At 72.2% G+C, this 23,351-nt stretch carries 20 protein-coding genes; 14 read left to right on the top strand and 6 right to left on the bottom strand.

What is annotated here, in order from left to right:
* Positions 1–26: 26 nt before the first annotated feature.
* Both RIN75_RS02905 and RIN75_RS02910 read left to right on the top strand, forming a co-directional pair.
* Positions 27–1,226: a glycosyltransferase family 2 protein gene (locus RIN75_RS02905; protein WP_309110152.1), complete on the top strand. Its 1,200-nt coding sequence runs from the start codon at positions 27–29 to the stop codon at positions 1,224–1,226.
* 21 nt (positions 1,227–1,247) lie between these two features.
* Positions 1,248–1,856 carry a class I SAM-dependent methyltransferase gene (locus tag RIN75_RS02910; RefSeq protein ID WP_309110153.1) on the top strand — a complete coding sequence of 203 codons (609 nt, stop codon included), beginning with the start codon at positions 1,248–1,250 and terminating at the stop codon, positions 1,854–1,856.
* A 49-nt stretch (positions 1,857–1,905) separates the two neighbouring features.
* Here the strand turns inward: RIN75_RS02910 and RIN75_RS02915 are convergent, their stop codons facing one another.
* From RIN75_RS02915 to RIN75_RS02925, 3 genes are read right to left on the bottom strand one after another with little or no spacing between them, the layout of a single operon-like run.
* Positions 1,906–3,159: a hypothetical protein gene (locus RIN75_RS02915; protein ID WP_309110154.1), complete on the bottom strand. Its 1,254-nt coding sequence runs from the start codon at positions 3,157–3,159 to the stop codon at positions 1,906–1,908.
* Complete coding sequence (locus tag RIN75_RS02920; RefSeq protein ID WP_309110155.1) at positions 3,156–4,262, bottom strand: glycosyltransferase family 1 protein; 1,107 nt, start codon at positions 4,260–4,262, stop codon at positions 3,156–3,158. Before RIN75_RS02920 ends, RIN75_RS02915 begins: the two co-directional genes overlap by 4 nt.
* Before the next feature lie 29 nt (positions 4,263–4,291).
* Complete coding sequence (locus tag RIN75_RS02925) at positions 4,292–5,449, bottom strand: glycosyltransferase (RefSeq protein ID WP_309110156.1); 1,158 nt, start codon at positions 5,447–5,449, stop codon at positions 4,292–4,294.
* A 175-nt stretch (positions 5,450–5,624) separates the two neighbouring features.
* Between RIN75_RS02925 and serS the strand changes: the two genes are divergently transcribed.
* The 7 genes from serS (at position 5,625) to RIN75_RS02960 (ending at position 12,288) form a co-directional block, all read left to right on the top strand.
* Positions 5,625–6,875 (top strand): serine--tRNA ligase, encoded by a 1,251-nt coding sequence (gene serS / locus RIN75_RS02930; RefSeq protein WP_309110157.1) that lies wholly within the window; start codon positions 5,625–5,627, stop codon positions 6,873–6,875.
* A gap of 94 nt (positions 6,876–6,969) precedes the next feature.
* Positions 6,970–7,668: a UDP-N-acetylglucosamine acyltransferase gene (locus tag RIN75_RS02935; protein WP_309110158.1), complete on the top strand. Its 699-nt coding sequence runs from the start codon at positions 6,970–6,972 to the stop codon at positions 7,666–7,668.
* Between the two features lie 23 nt (positions 7,669–7,691).
* Positions 7,692–7,931, top strand: a complete 240-nt coding sequence (locus RIN75_RS02940; protein ID WP_309110159.1) for an acyl carrier protein — start codon at positions 7,692–7,694, stop codon at positions 7,929–7,931.
* The gene (locus RIN75_RS02945; protein ID WP_309110160.1) at positions 7,924–8,658 is read left to right on the top strand and encodes a glucose 1-dehydrogenase; all 735 of its coding nucleotides are present in this window, start codon (positions 7,924–7,926) and stop codon (positions 8,656–8,658) included. The genes RIN75_RS02940 and RIN75_RS02945 overlap by 8 nt, the downstream gene beginning before the upstream one ends.
* Positions 8,655–10,028 (top strand): AMP-binding protein, encoded by a 1,374-nt coding sequence (locus RIN75_RS02950; RefSeq protein WP_309110161.1) that lies wholly within the window; start codon positions 8,655–8,657, stop codon positions 10,026–10,028. The genes RIN75_RS02945 and RIN75_RS02950 overlap by 4 nt, the downstream gene beginning before the upstream one ends.
* Entirely contained in the window at positions 10,025–11,071 is a 1,047-nt protein-coding gene (locus tag RIN75_RS02955) for an acyl-protein synthetase (protein WP_309110162.1), read from the top strand. The genes RIN75_RS02950 and RIN75_RS02955 overlap by 4 nt, the downstream gene beginning before the upstream one ends.
* Complete coding sequence (locus RIN75_RS02960) at positions 11,068–12,288, top strand: acyl-CoA reductase (protein ID WP_309110163.1); 1,221 nt, start codon at positions 11,068–11,070, stop codon at positions 12,286–12,288. The genes RIN75_RS02955 and RIN75_RS02960 overlap by 4 nt, the downstream gene beginning before the upstream one ends.
* Positions 12,289–12,873: 585 nt before the next feature.
* On the opposite strand, the gene RIN75_RS02965 is transcribed toward RIN75_RS02960, so the two are convergent.
* The 3 genes from RIN75_RS02965 to RIN75_RS02975 are packed head-to-tail and all read right to left on the bottom strand — an operon-like array spanning position 12,874 to position 16,069.
* On the bottom strand, positions 12,874–13,971 hold the full coding sequence (locus tag RIN75_RS02965; RefSeq protein WP_309110164.1) for a UDP-N-acetylglucosamine 2-epimerase: 1,098 nt from the start codon (positions 13,969–13,971) through the stop codon (positions 12,874–12,876).
* Between the two features lie 36 nt (positions 13,972–14,007).
* A complete protein-coding gene (gene lhgO, locus RIN75_RS02970; RefSeq protein WP_309110432.1) occupies positions 14,008–15,174 on the bottom strand; it encodes an L-2-hydroxyglutarate oxidase in 1,167 nt (388 codons plus the stop codon).
* A gap of 31 nt (positions 15,175–15,205) precedes the next feature.
* Complete coding sequence (locus RIN75_RS02975; protein ID WP_309110165.1) at positions 15,206–16,069, bottom strand: LLM class flavin-dependent oxidoreductase; 864 nt, start codon at positions 16,067–16,069, stop codon at positions 15,206–15,208.
* Between the two features lie 61 nt (positions 16,070–16,130).
* Here RIN75_RS02975 and RIN75_RS02980 point away from each other — a divergent pair, with 61 nt between their 5' ends.
* From RIN75_RS02980 to RIN75_RS03000, 5 genes are all read left to right on the top strand, one after another.
* A complete protein-coding gene (locus tag RIN75_RS02980; RefSeq protein WP_309110166.1) occupies positions 16,131–16,943 on the top strand; it encodes an HAD family hydrolase in 813 nt (270 codons plus the stop codon).
* 144 nt (positions 16,944–17,087) lie between these two features.
* Positions 17,088–18,185 carry a DegT/DnrJ/EryC1/StrS family aminotransferase gene (locus RIN75_RS02985; RefSeq protein ID WP_309110167.1) on the top strand — a complete coding sequence of 366 codons (1,098 nt, stop codon included), beginning with the start codon at positions 17,088–17,090 and terminating at the stop codon, positions 18,183–18,185.
* Positions 18,182–19,144 (top strand): Gfo/Idh/MocA family oxidoreductase, encoded by a 963-nt coding sequence (locus RIN75_RS02990; RefSeq protein WP_309110168.1) that lies wholly within the window; start codon positions 18,182–18,184, stop codon positions 19,142–19,144. The genes RIN75_RS02985 and RIN75_RS02990 overlap by 4 nt, the downstream gene beginning before the upstream one ends.
* Positions 19,145–19,170: 26 nt before the next feature.
* A complete protein-coding gene (locus RIN75_RS02995) occupies positions 19,171–21,108 on the top strand; it encodes a DUF6541 family protein (RefSeq protein ID WP_309110169.1) in 1,938 nt (645 codons plus the stop codon).
* Positions 21,109–21,307: 199 nt separating this feature from the next.
* Positions 21,308–23,338 carry a DUF6541 family protein gene (locus tag RIN75_RS03000; protein ID WP_309110170.1) on the top strand — a complete coding sequence of 677 codons (2,031 nt, stop codon included), beginning with the start codon at positions 21,308–21,310 and terminating at the stop codon, positions 23,336–23,338.
* Positions 23,339–23,351: the final 13 nt, after the last annotated feature.

Raw genomic sequence — 23,351 nt, forward strand, 5'->3', positions numbered from 1 at the left:
TCCCACCATAGGGGAGCACGCGCGGTATGACTCTGTCGAACCAGTCCGTGGAGACGCCGTCCGGGACGCCCACGGAAGTCGTCGAGCTGTCGATCGTCCTGCCGTGCCTGAACGAGGCCGAGACGCTCGAGGTCTGCGTCCGCAAGGCCAAGCGCTCGCTGGAGGAGCTGGGCGTGGTCGGCGAGGTCATCGTCGCCGACAACGGCTCCACCGACGGCTCCCAGGACATCGCCCGGGCCAACGGGGCGCGCGTGGTGGACGTGCCGCGCCGCGGCTACGGCGCCGCGCTGATGGCGGGCATCGAGGCGGCCGAGGGCACGTACGTGCTGATGGCCGACGCCGACGACAGCTACGCGCTGGACGACATCGGCGGGTTCCTCGAGGGCCTGCGCGCGGGCAACGACCTGGTCATGGGCAACCGGTTCAAGGGCGGCATCGCGCCGGGCGCCATGCCGTTCCTGCACAAGTACCTGGGCAACCCGGTCCTCTCGCTGCTCGGCCGGCTGTTCTTCCGCATCCCGGTAGGCGACTTCCACTGCGGCATCCGCGCCTTCCGCCGGGACCGGATGCTCGAACTGGGCCTGCGCACCTCCGGCATGGAGTTCGCCAGCGAGATGGTGGTCCGGGCCTCGCTCAACCACCGCAAGATCGCCGAGGTGCCCACCACCCTGCGCCCCGACGGCCGCAGCCGCGCCCCGCACCTGCGGACCTGGCGCGACGGGTGGCGTCACCTGCGGTTCCTGCTCGCGTTCAGCCCGCGCTGGCTGCTGTACTACCCGTCGCTGCTGCTGCTGGGCGTGGGCTGCCTGGGCCTGCTGTGGCTGTCGTTCGGCCCGCAGGAGGTCGGCGGCATCGGGTTCGGCCTGCAGAGCATGCTCGGCTTCGCGACCATGCTGTTCGTCGGCCTCCAGGGCGTCGGTCTGGCGGTCATCGCCCGCTCCTACGCCGCCCACCTGGGGCTGCTGCCGCCGCCGTCCGGGCGGCTCATCGGCCGGGTCGCGCGGGCGTCGCTGGAACGCGGCCTGTGGATCGGCGGCCTGCTGATCCTGGTCGGCATCGGGTGCTTCATCGGCGCGGTGGCGACGTGGGGCGCGGCCGGGTTCGGCGCCCTGGACGTGGTCGACACCGTGCGCGTGCCGATCCTGGGCATGGTCGCCATCGTGACCGGGTTCCAGATGATCAGCGTCAGCTTCACCCTGAGCCTCACCAAGATCGGCGAGGACTAGTCCCCATCCCTGTCGCGAAGAATGGTGTTAAGTGTGGGTTACCACGAGTGGCACGCGAAACCGGGCTATTACAACGACATCGTGAGGCACTTCCGCCCCGGTTCGCGCATTCTCGACGTGGGGTGCGGGACGGCCTGGGTGTCGGAGTTCTTCCCGGACTACGTGGGCCTGGACAACTTCCAGTCCACCGTCGACAAGGCCAAGGAGCAGGGGATCGACGTCCGGCTCGCCGACCTGGAGGAGGACCTCCCGGTCGGTGACCACGAGTTCGACGGCGTCGTGCTCAAGGACGTGCTGGAGCACCTGCTCGACCCGGTGTCGCTGGTCAAGGAGGTGCGCCGGGTGCTCAAGCCGGGCGGGCGCGTGTTCGCGTCGTCCCCGGACGCCCAGCGCTGGTCGTGGAACGACTACACCCACCGCCGGCCGTGGACCCGCACGTCGATGCGCCGGCTGTTCGCCGACCAGGGCTTCGACGTCAAGAAGGTGTCCTACGAGTCGGTGATGCCCGGTTCCAGCATCATCTCCGGCATGCTGCCGGCCAAGCGCCGCCCGGCCCCGCTGGTGGCGGCCGCGTGGCTGCCCGGCTGGCGCCGCAACGTGTGGATCCTCGCCACGAGCCCCACGTCCTGACCCGAAGCACGAAGGCGCCCGGTGGTCCTCCACCGGGCGCCTTCGTCGTTCAAACCGCCGTGGTCTCGCGGGTGGTGCGGCGGTGGGCGAGCGCCATCCGGACCACGCCGTCGCTGGACGCCACCTCGATGGCCGCCAGCGCCGCGCCGATCACGATCGCCGAGGCCGCGACGATGTGCCACGCCGAGTCGTGCAGGAACGCCAGCAGCACCCAGTGCGCCAGCGCCGTCCCGACCAGGCCGCCGATCATCAGCTTGCTCTTCTTGGCGATGGCGAACATCAGGTGCACCCACAGCACCGCCGCCGCCGTCATGACCAGCGCCAACGGCGCCAGCAGCGGCTTGGACGCCCCGTAGGCCGGGCCGAAGGTCGCGGTCAGCAGGGACGTCGGCACCAGCCACAGGCCCAGCGCCACGGCCAGGCCGCTCACCGCCGTCAGGCCCATCGTCTTGAGCACCAGCCCGTCCGCCCGCTGGCCGCGCTCCAGCGCCGCCGCCGCGCGCGGCAGCAGCACCATGGCCAGCGCGGACGGCGCGAACAGCGCCACCTTGCCCAGCAGCACGGCACCGGCGTAGTGGGCGCGTTCGATCTCGGGCAGCGTGGCCTGCGCGACCAGCAGGTCCACGTTCGTCAGCGACGAGAACGCCAGCAGGCCGATCATCGTCACGACCGTGCTCGGCATCGGTGGCGGCGCGGTCGGCGTCACCCGCATGTCCCGGATCACCGGCGGCAGCATCACGGCCAGGCCGATCAGGGCGGCGGCGAGCATCGCCAGCATCGACCCGGACATGCCCGCGATCAGCACGAACACCGGCAGCAGCAGCGGTCGCAGCGCGCCCAGCGGCCCGGCCAGCGCGAACGCCACGTACCGGAACCGCTCCGCGCCCTGCGCGACACCCGTCACGACCAGCAGCAACGCCGTCCACGCCATCCACAGGGCGGCGAACACCAGCGGCTGCGCGGCCCCGATGTTCAGGGTCTCCGCGAGCAGCGGGCTCAGCCCGGACAGGGCGATCGCGATGGCCAGGCTCACCACGCCCATCCGGCGGCCCAGCCGGCGCAGGTAGCCGGACAGCTCGCCCGGCGTGCCGGACGCCCGCAGCACGGCGACGTCCCGCGCGGTGGCGACCTGGATGCCGTTGACCGGCATCTGCACGATCGTGCCGAACGAGATCATCGCCGAGATCGCGGCGAACTCACCGGGCGACACCATCCGGGCCGCGACCAGGTAGAACAGGTAGTTGCCCGCGTGCCCGGCGAAGCTGGCGACGAGGACGATCAACCCTTCGCGCCGGGCACTCACCGTGCGACCGTCTTCTGGGCGACCATCTTCCGGTACACCTCGGCGTGCGCGTCGGCGGTGCGCTGCCAGGTGAACTGGGCGGCCCGCTTGAGGCCCGCCGCCGACAGGGCGTCCCGCAGCGCCGGGTCGGCGACCACCTTGCGCACGCCGGCCGCGATGGACGCCGGGTCGTACGGGTCGACGTAGACCATGTCGTCGCCGCCGACCTCGCGCAGCACCGGGATGTCCGAGCCGACGACGGGGCACCCGCGCGCCATCGCCTCCACCACGGGCAGGCCGAAGCCCTCGAACAGCGTGGGGAACACGTACGCGCTCGCGCCCTCGTACAGGTCGGCCAGCTCGTCCGCCGTCACCCAGCCGTGGAGGTCGACGTCGTCCTCCAGGCCCAGGTCCCGCACCAGCGGGGCGAGCGGGTCGTCGCCGTGGCTGCCGGTGATGACCAGCTTCGGCCGCTCGGCCGCGGGGATCGACGCCCACGCCTCCAGCAGCCGGCCGTGGTTCTTGTGTGGCATCCGGTTGCCGCCGGTCAGCACGTACGGGCGGCCGGTGCGCTCGACCCGCTTGCCCTGCTCCACCTGGTCCGCCCCGAGGTGGATCATGTCGATGTCGGACCGGGACCGGCCCAGCAGCGCCACGATGTCGTCCGCCGACGCGTCGCTGATCGTGTGGATGCGGGTCGCGGCCCGCGCGCTGGCCCGGCTGAGCAGCTGCACCGCCTTCGCCCGCCCGCCGGGCACCCACTCCGGGTGCTTGATCGGCAGCACGTCCAGCACCGACACCAGTGTCGGCAGCAGCCGCACCGAGGGGCCGAAGTTCGCCGGGCAGTGCAGCAGGTCGGCCTTGATCGACCGGGCCTTGACGGCCACCGCGAACGCCTCGGCGAGCGCCCACTGCACCCGGTTCTCCCCGGACACCGGCAGCGGCACCACCTCGCCCGGGAACCAGTCCGGCGGGTTCGCCGCCAGCTCCCGGTTGCCGATGCCGACGAAGCGCAGGTCGTCGTGCGCGGCGGCCAGGGCCGGGAACACGCCCCGCACGTACGTTTCCGCGCCGCCCTTCTTGCCGGTGAAGAACACGAGGTCTACGGCGATGTGGAGAGGCACGCGGCTCATGGTAGGCCGGTCACGGGGTGTTACTCGCGCGCCGCCGCCACCAGCCGGTCGAGGATGCCGCGGGCCGCGGCCTGGATCGTGTTGGTCTTGCTGACCTGGGCGTACCAGGCGTGCGTGGTCTTGCGCAGGGGTTCACCCGCGGCCACCACCTCGGCGATCGCGCCACCCAGGTCGGCGGGCGAGGTGGACGCCGCGATCCGGCCGTTCACGCCGTTCTCGACCAGTTCGACGGAGGCGTTGTCGTCCGCGTCGACCAGCACCACTGGCGTCCCGACCGCGCACGCCTCGACCACGACCAGGCCGTAGCCCTCCCGCTGGGACGGGTTGACCAGCACCGCGGCGGTCCGGATGCCCTCGTCCAGCTCCTCCTGGCTGACGAACCCGGGCGTCTTCACGACGTCTTGCAGACCCAGGCGCTCGATCTCGGCGAGCACGGCGTCCCGCGACGGCCCCTCGCCGAAGATCGTGGCGGTCAGGTCCGGGACGGTCTTGCGCGCCTCCGCGATCGCCGCCGGCAGCGCCTCGACCCGCTTGTCGGGGATGTGCCTGCCCACGAACACGACGTTCGGCGCGCCGGTCGTGGTCAGGTTCGGCTCGACCTCGCCCTGCGGGTCGATCAGACCGGGGCTGACCACGGCCTTCGACCGCAGGCCGCCCGCCTCCAGCCGGCCGGCGTTCATCCGCGAGTGGCAGGACGCGAACGGGCTGAGCTTGGCCGCCAGCCACTGGAGCGCGCTCGCCACCCGGCCGATCACCGGACCGGCGTACGTGCGCCACTGGTCGGGCCGCCACACCTCCAGGAAGTCCACGCCCACCGCGACCCCGGAGAACACCAGGGCGGCCCGCACCGCCGGCACGTTGGTGGACGGCAGCGCGGACACCAGGACCGCGTCGTAGGACTTGCGGTTGCGCAGGAAGTGGAAGAACAGGCCCTTGGCGTACTTGATCGCGGGGCCGAGCGTGCGGGCGCCGTTGTCGTCGTAGAGGCCGTCGTCGTGGCTGACCTCGACGACCTTGATGCCGTCCAGCACGGGCGGCGCGCCGTCCCACTGCCGCCGGGTCAGGTAGGTGACCTCGTGCCCGGCCGCGGCGAACTCCTCGGCGAACCGGCGGTACTGCCGCTCCCCGCCGCCCTTCGACCACGGGAACAGACAGTCATAGGCAACGGCGATGCGCACTTGTGGTCCTCCACCGAACGGCCGCGCTGGGAATGCCGGCGATGGTAACGGGTGCGGGCGTGGCCTCCGGCCCCCGTCTCGATCGTCCCACGGGGGAGGAGACAATTCCGGGCGGCCGAGGCCGGCGGGATATCGGTTCGAGCCGGTCGGCGGCACCCGGCTACCCTTTCTCCTCGTGATTGACCTCAAGGCCCTGCGCGAGAACCCGGAAGCCGTCCGCGCGTCGCAGCGCGCGCGTGGCGAGGACGAGGCCGTGGTCGACGCGCTGCTGTCCGCCGACGAGCGGCGGAGGGCCGCCATCGCCCGCGCCGACGCGCTGCGCGCCGAGCAGAAGGCGTTCGGCAAGCAGGTCGGCAAGGCGCGCGGCGAGGAGCGCGAGGCGCTGCTGGCCAAGGGCAAGGAGCTGGCCGCCGAGGTCAAGGCCGCCGAGGCCGAGCAGTCCCAGGCCGAGGCCGAGCGCGACGAGCTGCACCGCGCCATCGCCAACGTGGTCCACCCGGACGCCCCGCACGGCGGCGAGGACGACTACGCGGTGCTCAAGCACGTCGGCGAGCCCCGCACGTTCGACTTCGAGCCGCTGGACCACCTGGACCTGGGCACCCGGCTGGGCGGCATCGACATGGAGCGCGGCGCGAAGGTGTCCGGCTCGCGGTTCTACTTCCTCACCGGCGCGCTGGCCCAGCTGGAGCTGGCGCTGCTGAACATGGCCGTCGCCCAGGCCACCCGCGCGGGCTTCACGCTGGCCATCACGCCCACCCTGGTCCGCCCGGAGATCATGGCCGGCACCGGCTTCCTGGGCGCCCACGCCAGCGAGGTCTACCGGCTGCGCGACGACGACCTGTACCTGGTCGGCACGTCGGAGGTGCCGCTCGCGGGCTACCACGCCGACGAGATCCTGGACGGCGAGAAGCGGTACGCGGGCTGGTCGTCGTGCTACCGCCGCGAGGCCGGGTCGTACGGCAAGGACACCCGCGGCATCATCCGCGTGCACCAGTTCAACAAGGTCGAGATGTTCTCCTACGTCCGGCCCGAGGACGCCGAGGCCGAGCACGCCCGGCTGCTGGCCTGGGAAGAGGAGATGCTGGCCAAGATCGAGGTGCCCTACCGGGTCATCGACACCGCCGCCGGCGACCTGGGCACCTCCGCGGCCCGCAAGTTCGACTGCGAGGCGTGGATCCCCACCCAGCAGGCCTACCGCGAGCTGACGTCGACCTCGAACTGCACCACGTTCCAGGCCCGCCGCCTCAACGTCCGCTACCGCGACGAGAACGGCAAGCCCCAGATCGCGGCCACCCTGAACGGCACCCTCGCGACCACCCGCTGGATCGTGGCGATCCTGGAGAACCACCAGAACGCCGACGGCTCGGTCACCGTCCCGGAGGCCATCCGCCCGTTCCTCGGCCTCGACGTGCTGAAGCCCCGCTGAGGACCCCTCCGGTACAGTGGTGCACCGGCCCCCGCCCGGCGTAACCGCTGGTGACGTGGGTGACACCCATCATCCACGGGGCAGGGAACTACAGGTGGCGAACCGCATTCACCCGACCGCGATCATCGGCGCGGAGGTCGAACTCGGCGACGACAACGTCATCGGGCCCTACACGGTGATCGTCGGTCCGGCGCGGATCGGCGACGGCAACTTCATCGGCCCGCACGTGAGCATCGGCGGCCCCGCCGAGTACCTGGGCGCGGACCACCTCGCGGGCTGGGACGGCGAGGTCTCCGGCCCCGGCGTGGTGATCGGCGACCGCAACCGCATCCGCGAGTTCGTCACGGTCAACCAGGGCGTGACCGAGGCCACCGCCATCGGCGACGACTGCTACCTGATGGGCCGCGCCCACGTCGCGCACGACGTGCGGCTGGACGACGGCGTCATCGTCACCAGCGCGGTGCAGATCGCGGGCCACTGCCACGTGTGGTCCGGCGCGAACCTCGGCCTGGGCACGGTCGTGCACCAGCGCACCGCCATCGGCCCCGGCGCGATGGTCGGCATGGGCTCGGCGGTGCGCAAGGAGGTCGGCGCGTTCACCATCACCGTCGGCAACCCGGCCCGCACCACCGGCATCAACACCATCGGCCTCCAGCGGCGCGGGTGCGACGAGGAATCGATCGCCGCCCTCACCGGTTTCCTCACGGGGAAGACCACCGACCTCCCGGCCGACCTGCCCGCCGAGCTGTCCGCCCTGCTCAAGGCGTGGTCGGACCGCGAGTCGGGGCACTGACCAGACGAGTGATTGAGAGCAGCATGTCGATCGAGAACCGCCTGCGGACCGTGTTCGTCGAAGCCCTCCAGCTCGACGACGACGTGGACGTCGAGAACCTCAAGTACCGCGACATCGACGCGTGGGACTCGGTCGGCCACATGGCGCTGGTCGCGGCGATCGAGGACGAGTTCGACGTCCAGTTCGAGACCGAGCAGGTCATCGACATGAGCAGCTTCAAGGTCGCGGTCGACATGCTGCGGGGCTTCGGCGTCGGTGAGTAGCCTCGACGGGAAGGTCGCGGTCGTCACCGGCGGCACGCGCGGCATCGGGCACGCCACCGCCGCCGCGCTGGCCGACGCGGGAGCGACGGTGGTCATCACCGGCCGCGACGGCGAGACGGCCGCCAAGCGCGCCGCCGAACTCGGTGCGAAGGTGTCCGGTGTGGCCCTCGACGTCACCGACTCGGCGGCGGTGAAGGACGTCTTCAAGGCGGTCGCCAAGGAGCACGGCCGGATCGACGTGCTGGTCGCGAGCGCCGGCGTGCTCGAAGGCGGCCTCATCGGCATGCTCACCGACGACCACATCGGCCGCACCCTCACCACCAACGTCGCCGGCTCTCTGGCCTGCGTGCAGGCGGCGGCGCGGGTGATGATGCGCAAGCGGTCCGGCGCGATCGTCCTGCTCGGGTCGGTCGTCGGCGAGCGCGGCAACGCGGGCCAGACCGTGTACGCGGCGTCCAAGGCGGCGCTGTCCGCGGTGGCGAAGTCGGCGGCCAAGGAACTCGGCCGCCACGGCATCCGGGTCAACGCGGTCGCGCCCGGCGTGATCCGCACCGACCTCATCGCCGAGCAGTCCGAGGAGGTGCTGGCCAAGGTGCAGGCGGACACCGCGCTGGGCCGGCTGGGCACGCCCGAGGAGGTGGCGGCGGTGATCCGGTTCCTGGTCTCCGACGAGGCGTCGTTCGTGACCGGGCAGGTGCTCGGCATCGACGGGGGTCTGGTGCTGTGAGCCTGGTGCACCCGGACGCCCGGCTGCGCGACGCCGCGACCGGTGAGCTGGTCGGCGGGGCGGACCTGGCCGCTCGGGTGGCGGCGGAGGCCGTTCTCCTGCGCGACCTGCCGCCGGGCGTGCTGTTCCTGCGCGTCGGCGTGGACGTGCCCAGCGTGCTGCGGTACCTGGGGGCGCTGGAGGCCGGGCGCGCGGTGGCGCTGCTCGACCCGGGGCAGGACCACGCGGTGCTGGCCGAGCTGGTCGGGCGGTTCCGGCCGGCGGCCGTGCTGGGCGCGCTTTCGGAGCCGTTGGGCGGTTACTCGGCGGAAGGCGTGCGTCTCTCGCCGGAAGGTGTCGCGCCGCACCCGGACCTCGCCGTGCTGCTGCCCACCAGCGGGTCCACGGGGAACCCCAAGTTCGTGAAGCTGTCCCGTCAGGCGCTGCACGCCAACGCGGTCGCCATCGCCGACGTGCTGGGCATCGGGCCCGACGAGGTCGCGCCCACCAGCCTGCCGCTGCACTACAGCTACGGCATGTCCGTGCTGAACAGCCACCTGGTGCGCGGGGCGACCGTGCTGCTGGAGGGCTCCGGCGTGGTCGCGCGGCCGTTCTGGGACGCCGTCGAGCGCTACGGGGCCACGTCGCTGGCCGGCGTGCCCTACCACTACGAGATGCTGCGGCGACTGCGGTTCGACCCGGCGAAGTACCCGTCGCTGCGCACGTTGACGCAGGCCGGCGGCAAGCTGCGCACCGAGCTGGTGGCCGAGTTCGACGAAAAGATGCGTGCCGTGGGCGGGCGGATGTTCGTCATGTACGGGCAGACCGAGGCCGCGCCGCGGATGGCCACCGTGCCCGCCGAGCGGTTGGCGGAGAAGCTGGGGTCGGCGGGTCCGGCGCTGCCCGGCGGGTCGTTCGCGATCCGGGTGGACTCCGGTGCGGAGACCACCGACCCGGACGTCGTCGGGGAGGTCGTCTACCGCGGGCCGAACGTGATGATGGGGTACGCGTCCGCCGAGGAGGAACTGGTCGAGGGCGACTCGCTGGGCGGGGTGCTGGCCACCGGCGACCTCGGGTACCTCGACGCCGACGGCTACCTGTTCATCACCGGGCGGCTCAAGCGGATCGGCAAGGTGTTCGGCAACCGGGTCAACCTCGACGACCTGGAGCAGCTGGTGAAGCACCTCGGCCCGGCCGCCGCCGTGCCCGCGGGCGACAAGGTCGTGGTGTTCCTGGACGGCGGCGACCGCGAGACCTGCAAGGCCGCGGCCAAGGCGCTGGCCGAGTCGCTGCACCTGCACGTGACCGGCTTCGACGTGCGGCCGGCGGACGGGTTCCCGCTGCTGCCCAGCGGCAAGATCGACTACCGGTCGTTGGAGGAACGGGTATGAGCGTGTTCGCCTTGTCCCAGGCCGAGAAGGAGGCCGCGCTGCTGGCGCAGCTCACCGAGCTGACGGCCCACCACCGCGCGCACTCCCCGGAGTACGACCGGATCCTGTCCGCTTTGGGCGCGCCCACGGCGTTCGGGTCGGTGGCGGACCTGCCGTGGCTGCCGGTGCGGATGTTCAAGACGCACGACCTCAAGAGCATCCCGGACGACGAGGTGTTCAAGGTCCTGACGTCCTCGGGCACCACGGGCGCGGGCGCGTCGCGGATCTACCTGGACAAGGAAGCCGCCGCCGTGCAGCCCCGGCAGCTGGGTGCGACGTTGCGCGAAGTCCTTGGCGGCAAACGACTTCCGATGCTGATGGTGGACACGATCAGCATCATCAAGAACCGCCGGTCGTTCTCGGCGCGCGGCGCGGGCGTGCTCGGCATGGCGAACTTCGGGCGGTCGCACGTGTACGCGCTGGACGAGCACGACCAGCCGGACGTCGAGGCGGTGAAGGGGTTCCTGGAGAAGCACGGCGGTGAGCCGTTCCTGATCTTCGGGTTCACTTTCATGGTGTGGCAGTACCTCTATGAGGTCGCGCGCGAGCACAAGCTGGACCTGTCGAACGGCATCCTGATCCACTCGGGCGGGTGGAAGAAGCTGATCGACATCGCGGTGGACAACGCGGAGTTCCGGCGGCGGTTCGCCGAGGACACAGGGTTGACCCGGATCCACAACTACTACGGGATGATCGAGCAGATCGGCACCGTGTTCCTGGAGGGTCCGTCCGGGAACTCGTTGTACTGCCCCGATTTCGCCGATGTGATCATCCGCGACCCGGACACGTGGGAGGAGCGGCCGGTGGGCGAGCCCGGGGTGATCGAGGTGGTGTCGACGCTGCCGCGGTCGTACCCGGGGCACGTGCTGCTGACCGAGGACCTCGGGGTGGTGCACGGGATCGACGACGGTGACTGGCCCGGCAAGCGGTTCTCCGTGCTGGGGCGGTTGCCGCGGGCGGAGGCGCGCGGGTGCTCCGACACGTTCGCGGGGGCGGCGGCATGAGGCGGCGCTTCCCGGCCGGTCCGGACACGAACGTCGACGCGTTGCTGGGGGACCTGTCGGTTCCGGTGGCGGATGGACCGCTGCGGGTGGGCGACGAGCGGATCGTCGACTTCCTGGTGTCGTTCGCGCGCAAGCTGCTGGCCCCGACCACGGCTCGCCGGTTCCCCGAACTGGCGTCCCTGGGGTTCTTCCTGCGACGCGGTGAGATCACCAAGGTCCTCTCGTCACTGACCCGTGCCGACGCACTGCGCTTCCCGCGCGGTCTGGTCTTCCACGTGCCGCCGGCGAACGTGGACACGATCTTCGTGTACTCGTGGGCGTTGTCGGCGTTGGCGGGCAACCGCAACGTCGTCCGCATCTCGCCCCGCTCGGCCGGTGCCGCGTCTACGGTCGTAGACGCTCTGAACGAGGCCCTTGCCGACGCTCACCCCGCCGTGGCCCAGACCCAGGCGATGGTCACCTACGACCGCGACGACGCGGTGACCGCGGCCCTGTCCGCCGCGTGCGACCTGCGCGTCATCTGGGGCGGCGACCGCGCCGTGACGGAGGTCCGCCGCCACCCCCTCGCACCGCACGCCAGGGACCTGACCTTCCCCGACCGGGCGTCTTTCGCGGCGGTCTCGGTGGCCGGCTGGCAGGCGGCTTCACCGGAGCAGCGCCGGGATGCCGCGGTCGGCTTCTACAACGACTCTTATTGGTTCGACCAGGCCGCTTGCGCGTCACCCCGGGCCTTGTTCTGGGTCGGTGACGAGGTGGCCGCGTCGGCGGCTTCGGCGGAGTTCTTGGCTCTGTTGAGCGAAGTCGTGGCCGCGAAGGGTTTTGTCGTCGAACCCGCGATGGCCGTCCAGAAGCGCGTGTCGGCGTACGGCGTGGCCGCCGACGGCCACGCCCGCGCGATCCACTTCGCCGGCAACGCGGTGGCCACGGTCGAACTGACCGCGCCGTCGGACGTCCCGCGCGAGTGGCTGGGCGCCGGCACGTTCCCGCTGGCGACGCTGCCGAGCTTGGACGCCCTGGTCCCGATGGTGGAGCGCAAGGACCAGACGCTGTCGGTCTTCGGCTTCACCGAGCCGGAGCTGCGCGACCTGGTCGAGCGGCTGGCGGGGCGCGGCATCGACCGGATCGTCCCGTTCGGCTCGGCGCTGACCTTCTCCGAACTCTGGGACGGCTACGACCTGCTCAACGAATTCACCCGTTTGGTCACCATCAAACCCTGACCCACCCACCCAACACCCCACCCACCCAACACCCCACCGCCCAGCCACCGCCGAACGCGCCCGGACCACCGCTGGCTGGCTCCCGGCCTTCGCTGGCTGGCCCCGGGGCGCGGCAGGCTGACTTCGAGGCGGGTCGGGTGGCTTCAGGGCGGGTCGGGTGGCCTCGGGGCGGGTCGGGTGGCCTCGGGGCGCGGCCGGCTTGCCTGGGCCGCCGCCGGCCTGCGTGGGTGCCGGCCTGCGTGGGTGCCGGGCTGCGTGGGCTCGCCGCAGCCTGCACCCGCCGCTGGATGGGCTTGGGTGCCGCCGGATTGCCCGGGTGCGCCGCCAGCCTGCCCGAGCCAGCGCCGGGTACCCGCGCCCGTCGCCGCTGCGCGAACCACCGCAGCGCCGGCCGCCGCTGTGCCGGCCGCCGCTCAGCCCGCCGCCGCACCAGCCGCGGGGGCCGGGGCGGTGCCTGCCGTTGTCCCGCGCTCCTCGTTCACGGGACGCGCGAGTCGGCGAGAGGTTTCAGATCCTGCGACTCACACGATCGGGTGAGACGTCCCAAGATCGCCTCACCAAGTACCCTACCAGCGCTTATGTCGCCTAGCAGTACCCCAACTGCGACAGCGTGTCCACGACGATGCGGCTCGGGTGGAACTGGTCCATCCGGGACGGCAGGCGGTACGACTCGTAGTCGTCCAAGAACGCCTGCAGCTTGCCACCGTCCATCCCGGTCAGCAGCAGCGTGGTGCCGGGGCCGTGGTTGTCCTCGGTGCGCTCCCGGTGGATCGCGCACGGTACGCCCAGGTAGTTGCACTCGGCCTGCAGGCCACCCGAGTCGGTCACCACGAACTTCGCCCGCGCCATGATCGGCAGGAACGCCAGGTACCGCAGCTTCGGCTTGATGATCAACCGCTCGCCGTCGAACAGGTGCCCCAACCCGTACTGCTTGATCCGGTCCTGCTCCGGCGGCCCCGCCAGGTACAGGATCGGCATCCGCTCGCTGGCCTTCTTCAGCAGCTCCAGCGCCTCGCGGTACTTGTCCGCCCGCGACACCAGCTCGAACCGGTGCAGCGTGGCCAGGCCGAACTCCGCCGGCAACTCGAACGTCGGCTCCGCGTCGATGGCCAGGCGCATCGCGTCGATCGCCGTGTTCGCACCCGTGTTCACGACCGCGCCGCGCGCGTTGCGGAGGTTGTTGACCTCCTTCGCCGTCGGCGCGAAGTGCAGGTCGACGATCTTCGCCGCCAGCTTGCGGTTCAGTTCCTCCGGCAGTGGCGACAGCAGGCTGCCGGACCGGGCACCGGCCTCGACGTGGGCCACGCGGGCCTTCAGGATGCGCTTGCCGATCAGCGCGCCGTACGGCGTGGTGAAGGTGTCGCCGTGGACGATGACCAGCGGGGGGCGGCCGTCGTCGGTGAGGATCGAGCGGAGTTCGGCGCGGCGGCCCCAGGCGTTGCGGAGGACCGTGGCGGCCCAGCCCGGGACCTGCGCCGGGCGCTCGATGTGCACCGCCTGCTCCTTCGGCACCAGCCACACGGCGGGCTCCGGCAACCGCAGGTCGTCCAGCGTCTCGGCGACGTGGTCGACGTGCTGCGCGGTGAACCAGATCTGCGGCTTGGTGCCCCGCTCCGCGATCGCGTGGAAGACCGGAGCGATCTTGATCAGTTCCGCGGTGGTGCCGAGGATGAAGGAGATCACGGCTGGACAGAGTACCGGGGGGCCGCCGACCGGGACCTAGCGCGTCAGGTCCGCGACGTGCTTCGCGATCTCCAGAGATCCGGTCGCGGCGGGCGACGGCGCGTTGAGCACGTGCACCTGGCCGGGCGCGGTCTCGACCAGGAAGTCGTCGACCAGCGAGCCGTCCGGGAGCATCGCCTGCGCCCGCACGCCGGCCGACGCGGGCACCAGGTCGTCCTCCCGCACGGCGGGCACCAACCTGGCCAGGCTCGCGGCGAACCGCTTGCGCGAGAACGACCGCAGCACCTCGTCCATGCCGGTCCGCGCGTACTTCCGGGCCAGCTTCCACGTGCCGGGGAACCTCGCCACCTCCAGGACGTCCCGCCCGGAGAAGTCCCGCCACCGGTACCCCTCGCGGCGCAGCGCGAGCACCGCGTTCGGCCCGCAGTGCACGCTGCCGTCGAGCATCCGGGTCAGGTGCACGCCCAGGAACGGCAGCGTCGGGTCCGGCACCGGGTAGATCAGCCCGCGCACCAGCGACGTCCGGCGCAGCTCGAAGTACTCGCCGCGGAACGGCACGATCCGCGCGGCCGGGGACAGCCCGGCCATCCGGGCGATCCGGTCGCTGTGCAGGCCGGCGCAGTTCACCAGCACGTCCGCCCGCACCACACCGGACGGCGTCGCCACCTCGACACCACCGCCACGACCCGGCCGGATCGCCAGCGCCGGGGTGGAAAGCCGCAGGTCCTGGCCCTCCAGCGAGCGCACGAGAGCCGCGCACACGGCCGGGAAGTCGATGATGGCGGTGCTCTCCACCCGCAGCGCCTCGACGCACGCCACCTCGGGCTCGTAGTCCAGCGCCTCGGCGGCGGAGATCAACTTCGCGGGCACGCCGTTGGCCTCCGCGCGCTGGGCGAGGGCGTGCAGGCGGGGGAGTTCCTCGCGCGAGGTGGCCACGACGAGCTTGCCGCACACCTCCACCGGCACGTCGTGCCGCCGCGCGAACTCGATCATGGACCGGTTGCCTGCCACGGACATCCGCGCCTTGAGCGACCCCGGCTTGTAGTACAGCCCGGCGTGCACGACGTTGCTGTTGTGCCCGGTCTGATGGGCGCCCCAGCGGTCCTCCTTCTCCAGGACCGTGACCCGGTCACCGCGGGAGACCAGCTCGTTCGCCACTGCCAGGCCGACGATCCCGCCGCCGATGACCACGATGTGCCGCACGGGCGGTGAATCGGCTCGGTTCGGCACGGCGTTACCCCAGCGCGGGCAGCACGTCGGCGGCGACCTCTTCCAGCACGCTCTCCCGGCCGGCGAACACCCCGTCGTGCCGCGGCCAGTGCACGACCACGTCGGTGAACCCCAGCTCCTCGGCCCGGCCCACCGCGTCGCGGAAGGTCTCCACGCTGGTCAGCGAGTACACCGGGGCGGAGTCCAGGCTCAGGAACCGGTCGACGCGGCGGCCGTGCTCGTGCTGCACCTCGGTGAACCGGGCCGCCAGTTCGGCCACCCCGCGCCACCACGAGTCCAGGTCGTCGTCGGGCGTGCCGGAAGTCACCCAGCCCTGCCCGTGCCGCGCGGCCACGGCCATCGCCTTCGGCCCGTTGGCCGCGATCAGGAACGGCGGCCGGGGGCGCTGCACCGCACCGGGGTAGCTCCGCGCGTCCACGGCGGAGAAGTGCTCGCCCTCGTAGGTCGTCCGGTCCCGGCTGAGCAGCTTGTCCAGCAGCTCCACGAACTCGGCGAACCGCTCGGTCCGCTTCGCCGGCGCGGGCTGCCCCATCGCCAGGTGGTCGTACCCGTCACCGCCGCCGGCGCCGACGCCGACGGTGAGCCGGCCGTCGGAGATGTCGTCCAGCGCCAGCAGCTCGCGGGCGAACGGCACCGGGTGCCGGAACGTGGGGCTCGCCACGAACGTGCCCAGCCGGATGCGCTCGGTCACCATCGCGGCGGCGGTCAGCGTCGGCACCGCCCCGAACCACGGCCCGTCCACCAGCGTGCGCCACGCCAGGTGGTCGTAGGTCCAGGCGTGGTGGAAGCCGTACTCCTCGGCGGCCCTCCACTTGGGTTCGGCGAACCACCAGCGGTGCTCGGGGAGGATGACGATGCCGGTGCGCACCGTCGTACGGTAGCCAGGTGTTCGCCCACGGGTCATGGCGGGACCAGGCATCATCGGGGGTGTGGAAAGACCTGGACTCGTGGCCTCGGACGTCGACGGAACCCTGCTCAGCCCCCTGCACGGGGTGACCGAGCGCACGGCGGAGGCCGTGCGCCGGGTGGTCGCGGCGGGGGTGCCGTTCGTGCTGGCCACGGGCCGCCCACCGCGCTGGGTGCCGGAGGTCGCGCAGCAGGCCGGGCTGGACGGTTACGCGGTGTGCGCGAACGGCGCCGTGCTCTACCACCTGGGCCAGGACCGGGTGCTGTGGCAGCGCACCCTGGACCCGGTGCTGGTCCGCGACGTGATGGGCGAGCTGGACCGGGTGCTGCCGGGCGTGGCGTTCGCGGTCGAGCGGACGGGCCGGACGGCGTTCGACGACACCGTGGCGCAGTTCATCGCCGAGGACAGCTACGCGCACCCGTGGCCGGAAGGCCCGGAACCCAACGGCGACCGGTCCGGGATGCTGACCACGCCGGTGGTCAAGATCCTGTGCCGGCACCGCGAGATGACCAGCGCGGAGATGGCCGAGGCCGCCGCGCAGGTGCTGGACGGGCAGGTGGACGTGACGTTCTCCACCACGATGGGCCTGATCGAGCTGTCCGCGCCGGGCGTGACGAAGGTGACCGGGCTGGTCGACGTGGCCGAGCGGCTCGGGGTGGCCGCGGCGGACGTGGTGGCGTTCGGCGACATGCCCAACGACGTCGAGATGCTGACCTGGGCGGGTCACGGCGTGGCCATGGCCAACGCCCACCCCGACGCCCTGTCCGCCGCCGACGAGATCACCGCGCCCAACTCGGAGGACGGCGTGGCCCTGGTCCTGGAGCGCTGGTTCTAGAGATTTCACGTGACGGTGACCGGGTCGTCACAACGAGGTCGGCAACCCTCGGCGGATCGCGGGCGTCCCTAGAGGTAGCGTGGTGCCCCGCGTTGCCGGCCGTAGGCACCGTAGCCAGGCGTTCGAAGGCGGAGAGACTGCTGCATGATCCCCATCACTGTCGTTGACGTGGCCGCGGCCGAAGACCTCGTGCTGCAGGTGCTGCGGTCCGGAGCGATCGCCCAGGGACCGATGGTCAAGCGGTTCGAGGACGCCTTCAGCGGTGTCGCCGGCGTGCCGCACGCGGTGGCCGTGAACAACGGCACGACCGCGCTGGTCGCCTCCCTCCAGGTGCTCGACCTCCAGCCCGGCGACGAGGTGGTGACCTCGCCGTTCACCTTCGTCGCCACGCTCAACGCGATCCTGGAGGCCGGCGCCACCGCCCGGTTCGCCGACATCTCCGACGAGGACTTCAACCTCGACCCGGCCGAGGTCGAGGCGGCGATCACGCCCCGCACCAAGGTCCTCATGCCCGTCCACCTCTACGGGCAGATGGCCGACATGGGCCGCCTGGTGCCGATCGCGGAGAACCATGGCCTGGCGCTGGTCGAGGACGCCGCGCAGGCCGTCGGCGCGACCTTCGAGGGTCGCCCGGCGGGCAGCTACGGCCTGGGCTGCTTCTCCCTCTACGCCACCAAGAACATCACCACGGCCGAGGGCGGCGTGATCACCACCGCCGACGACACCCTCGCCGACCGCCTGCGCGTCCTGCGCAACCAGGGCATGCGGCAGCGCTACCAGTACGAGGTCGCGGGCCACAACTACCGCATGACCGACGTGCACGCCGCGATCGGCATCCCGCAGCTGGAGCAGCTGGCCACCATCACCGAGGCCCGCCAGCGCAACGCCGAGGCGCTCACCAAGGGCCTCGACGGCGTCAAGGGCCTGCGCACGCCGCGCGTCCTGCCCGGCCGCACCCACGTGTGGCACCAGTACACCGTCCTGGTCACCGACGACGCCCCGATCAGCCGCGACGAGTTCGCCGCCAAGCTGACCGAGAAGGGCATCGGCAACGGGATCTACTACCCCAAGACCGTCTTCGACTACGACTGCTACCGGGACAACCCGAACGTCGTCGCGAGCGACGTGCCGGTGGCCGAGCGGGTGGCGCGGCAGGCGCTGTCGCTGCCGGTGCACCCGAAGCTGACCGACGCCGAACTCGACACGATCATCGGCGCGGTGCGCGAGGTGCTGGGCGCATGACACCGAAGGTCGCCCTCGTCGGCGTGGGCTCGATGGGTTCCCTGCACGCCCGCGTCACCAGCCAGAACGAGCGCTGCGAGCTGACCCGCGTGGTCGACCCGCGCGAGGACGTCGGCAAGCGGGTCGCCGACACCTACGGCGCGCGCTGGACGCCGGAGATCGGCGACCTGTCCGACGTGGACGCGGTGATCGTGGCGTCCGCGACGGAGTCCCACTACGCGCTCGCGCTGGAGGTCCTCAACCAGGGCAAGCCGCTGCTGGTGGAGAAGCCGGTGTGCGCCGACCTCGCCGAGACCGAGGAGGTGCTGGCGCTCTCCGAGAAGCTGGGCATCCCGGTCATGTGCGGCCTGCTGGAGCGCTACAACCCGGCGGTCATGACCGCGCTGGAGCTGATCACCGAGCCGGTGTACGTGTCCGCGATCCGGCACTCGCCGTACGCGCCGCGCATCCGCACCGGTGTCGCGTGGGACCTGCTGGTCCACGACGTCGACCTGGCGATCCGCTGCATGGGCGGCGCCGAGCCGCACGGCTTCTCCGCGGGCGTCGGCCAGTTCCACCCGTCGTCGGTGCCCGGCGCCGAGGACGTGGTGAACACCCTGCTCACCTTCCCGTCCGGCGCGATCGCGTCGGTGTCGGCGAGCCGCATCGGGCAGCGCAAGATCCGCTCGCTGTCCATCACCGAGCTGGACCGGCTGATCGAGGTCGACCTGCTCACCCGCAACATCACGATCTACCACCACGTGTCCCAGGACGCGGCCACGCCCGACGGCCGCGGCTACCGCCAGCAGGCGATCATCGAGATCCCCGAACTGGTCACCGCCCGCGAGCCGCTGGCGACCCAGCTCGACCGGTTCCTCGACCTGATCGACGGCCGCATCGACGCCGACGCCGAGCGCGCGTCGATCCTGCCCTCCCACCGCGCGGTGGCCGCCGTGCGCGCGCAGTCGACCGCCGGCTGACGGTCCTTACCCGGGGGAAGACCCTCATGAGCGCATTGGTTGTCCTGGCCTACTGGGTGCCGGGACTGGTGATCGGTCTCGCGCTGCGGCTGAGAGGCTGGACGCTGGCCGCGGCGGCGCCGGTGCTGACGTTCGGGGGTGTCGCCCTCGGCACCTACGCGCTGGGGCGCACCGGCATCCCGTGGAACCTGCTCACGGTCGTGCTGTGGTTCCTGGTGCTGGCGGCCGTGGTCGGCGTGCCGACCTGGCTGGTCGCCCGCCGGCGTGCGCGGACCGAGGCGGCCGAAGCCGGCGATGGGGCCGCGGCCGGGCCGGTGGTCGCCAAGCGGCCCTTGCGGGACAACGTCGTCGTGCTGGTGGGCGTGGTGGCTGGCATGGCGGTCGGCGCGCTGACGTTCCTCAAGGGCATCAAGAGCCTGAACACGGTCAACCAGGACTGGGACGCCCCGTTCCACGGCAACGCCATCCGGTGGATCGCCGAGCACGAGACGTCGCTGCCCTCGGCGCTGGGCCAGATCGCGAACCTGCCCGGCAAGGCGAACTACTTCTACCCCAACACCTACCACGCGCTGCTCGCCCCGCTGCTGGACAAGGTCGCGGCGATGCCGGAGCTGCTGAACCTGGCGGCCCTGTCGATGGTGCTGGCGTGGCCGCTGGGCGTGGCGGCGATGGCGCTGGCGTGGCGGGTGCCGCCGCTGGCCGCCGCGGCCGCCGCCGCGGTGTCGACGTGGTTCAGCGCGTTCCCGTACGACTCGCTGTGGCGCGGCCCGCTGTGGCCGTACGTGGCGGGCGTGGCGCTGGTGCCGGCGACGCTGGCGTTGACGCGCAAGATCTTCACCGAGCGCGGCCTGGGCGGGCCGATCGCGGTGGCGCTGGCCATGGCGGGCCTGGTCGGCCTGCACACCAGCCTCGCGTTCGTGATGGCGGTGTACGCGCTGATGCTGCTGGTGGCGCTGGTGGTGCGGCTGGAGCCGGTGGACTGGAAGGTCGCCCGGATCCCGCTGCTGCTGACCGCCGTGCTCGCCGTGCTGGCGGCGCTTCCGTTGGCACTGCCCGCGTTCGCCAACGCGGCGGGCGTGACGAGCGCCGGGTGGCCGGAGTTCGCGACGCCGTCCGAGGCGTTCGGGCAGCTGCTGCTGTGGTCGCCGACCGTGCCGTTCCCGCAGTGGTTCCTGGGCTTCGCGGCCCTGGCGGGCATCGTGCTGATGGTGCTGCACAAGCGGGTGCCGTGGGTGGTGGCCGCGTGGGTCGTGCTGGGCGGGCTCTACGCGGCGTGCGCCTCGATCAACAGCAAGCTGGTCGACACGCTGACCGGCCCGTTCTACAACGACGCCTGGCGGTTCGCGGCCCTGCTGCCGCTGGCCGGCGCGCTCGCGGTGGGCGAGCTGGTGTGGACGGTGGCGACCCGGATCGGCGAGAAGTCCGAGTCCCGGCTGGGCGCGCGGGCCGCGTTCGCCGTGCCGGTCGCGCTGGCCCTGGTCGGCCTGCTGGGGCTGGCCGTGCTGACCAAGGGCGCCTACCTGGGCCGCAACACCGAGCGCCTGGGCTACTCGAACCACGACTACTCGACGGTCACCCCCGGTGAGCGCGAGGCCTACCGGTGGCTCAAGGAGCACTCCGACGGCAAGCCGGTGCTCAACGACATCGGCGACGGCTCGGTGTGGATGTACGCGCTGGCCGGGGTCAAGCCGGTCGAGTGGACCTTCTACGGGGCCGGCGAGGAGAGCACCGCGGGCGTGCTCTCGTTCCACCTCAAGGAGATCGCGACCAATCCGAAGGTCGAGAAGGCCATCGAGGACCTCGACGTGCGGTACGTGCTCGTCGGGCGCGGGATGGTGCGGCCGGACATGCCGCGCTCGCCGGGCCTGAAGGACCTCGACGCGTTCCCGTACGTGCGGAAGGTGTACTCGAACCCGGACGCGACGGTCTACGAGCTGGTCGAGCCGGGGGACCAGCGGCCCTGAACCGACGGCACCGAGCCGGCCTGCGGGACGTTTAACGGGACGGTAACGTCGCGGCAAGCAACGCCCGACGATCCGACGACAACATCATCGCTGCCCTGCCCCCGAGATCCTTCGAGGACCCGATGATGGCCGAGACGACCTCCCTGCGAGCCCGGTGACCGCCCACGACGTCGGGGCGGTCCTCCTTGCGCTGCTAGTCGTGGGACTGCCCGGGGCTGGACTGCTGCTCGCCTGCGGCACCCGCCGCCCGCTGTGGTTCGCGGCCCTGGCCGTGCCGGGGTCGGCGGCGGTCGCCACGCTGGTGGCGATCGGGTGCGCGTTGACCGGACTCCGCTACGGCCCGCTGCCGTTGGCCGTGGTGACGGCCGTCCTGCTCGCCGTGGGTGCCTGGCGGGCGCGCGGGCTCGTGCGCTTCGGGCGGCCGGCGTGGACCGGGCGTTCGGTTCGCTTGGGGCTCGGGCGTTCGGCGGCGCGGGCCGGCGGGCCGCTGCTGGTGGTCGCGGCGGCCGGGGTGAGCGGGTTGACCTGGTGGTACGGGCTGCGTGGGCTGTCGACGGTGAGCCAGGAGCACGACATGGTCGTGCACCACGTCCTGACCGCTTACATCGAGCGCACCGGGCGGGGCGCGCCCTGGCAGGTGCTGCCCACGGACGTGCTCACCGGCGCGGACGTCTCGTTCTACCCGGCCGGCCTGCACCTGCTGATGGCGCCGACCGCGACCCTCGTCGGCGGCACGGTGGTGGGCGTCAACGCCGTCACAGTGGTCGTCCTCGGGTTCGCGTGGGCGGTGTCGGTGGCCGCGCTCGGGTACGTCGCCGGTCGCCGGGCCCGGCTGGGGCGGGTCATGGCCGGTCTCGCGGCGGGGTTCGCGGCCCTGGTCGCGGTGGGGCTGTACCGGCCGGTGTTCTCGCTCATCCACGAGGGCGGCATCGTGCCCAACGCGGCGGCGCTGGTCCTCGCGCCCGGCGTGCTCGCGGCACTGCTGGCCCTGCCCCGCAAGGGCTTCGGGCCGCTGGTCGCGGCGGGGGTGGCGTGCGCGGGGCTGGTGGCGGTGCACCCGAGCGCGATCGCGACGGTCGGGCTGAGCCTGGTGGCGTGGCTGGTCGGGGAGGCCTTGGCGCGGCGGCGTCGGTCTGCCGCGCCGCCTTTCAGGCGGCCGAGCCGCGCGACGGAGTCGCGCCATCAAACGCTGTGGCGCGAGCTGCCGCGGTTGCTGCTGGTCGGAGCGGTGGCGCTGGTGGTGGCGGCGCCGGTGCTGGCGCAGGCGTTGGGCGTGGCGGAGGGTCCGACGAACTTCCGGCCGGACATCCGGCCGGTCGGGCTGTGGCAGGCGGTGCGCAACGCCCTGCTCATGCCGTACGCCGGGTTCGTGCCGGACCTCGTCGGCGAACCGCAGAAGGCGGCGGCGCTGGTGACGTTGGTCGGCGCGGCGGCGGTTCTCGTGTTCCGGCGTGGCTTCGGCGTGTTCGCGGCGTGGCTGGTGTGGGCGGTCGTGGAGGTGCTGTTCGCGACCAGTCCGGACAGCGGGCCGGACGCCCTGGTCACCGGCTTCTTCTACCACGCCCACCTGCGCGTTTGGTCCCACCTCTCGCTGTTCGCGCCGGTCCTGGCCGGGCTCGGCGTGGCGCTGGTGGCCTCGGCGGTCGCGGTGCGGCTCGGGCGGCGCGGTCCGAGGCCGCTGTGGACGGCGGTCGGGCTCGCGGGTGTCGTCGCGGTGGGGTACCTGGTGTGGCCGGCCCTGGGCTACGCCAAGGTCGACGCCGCGTACCTGGCCAACCGGTACGTCCGCCCGGACTTCGTGCGGGTGAGCGCCGACGACCGGGCCGCGATCGACTGGCTGGCCGGGCGCGTGCGGCCCGGCGAGCGCATCCTCAACTCCGCCAACGACGGTTCCACGTTCCTGTACGTCGAAGCCGGCCTGCCGGTCGTCAACGTCACCACGCTCGGCTCGTCCCGGGCCGACTACACCTACCGGCTGCTGCAGCGGTTCAACACCTACCCGACCGACGCCGGGGTGCGGCAGGAGCTGCGGGACCTGAACGTCCGCTGGGTGTACGTCGACGCGGTGGCCCCCGGCATCGGGGCGTCCGGCGCGCCGGAGGGGTGGGTGGGCGGACCGTCGTTCTCGACCGCCCCGGGCTTGGCGCACCTCGACGGGCTGCCCGGCCTGACCCTGGCGTTCCGGTCCGGGACGGTGTCGGTGTACGAGCTGGACCCGGCGACGCCCTGAGCGCCGCCCCGCT

This window comes from Saccharothrix sp. (assembly GCF_031180885.1).
GTDB lineage: Bacteria > Actinomycetota > Actinomycetes > Mycobacteriales > Pseudonocardiaceae > Actinosynnema.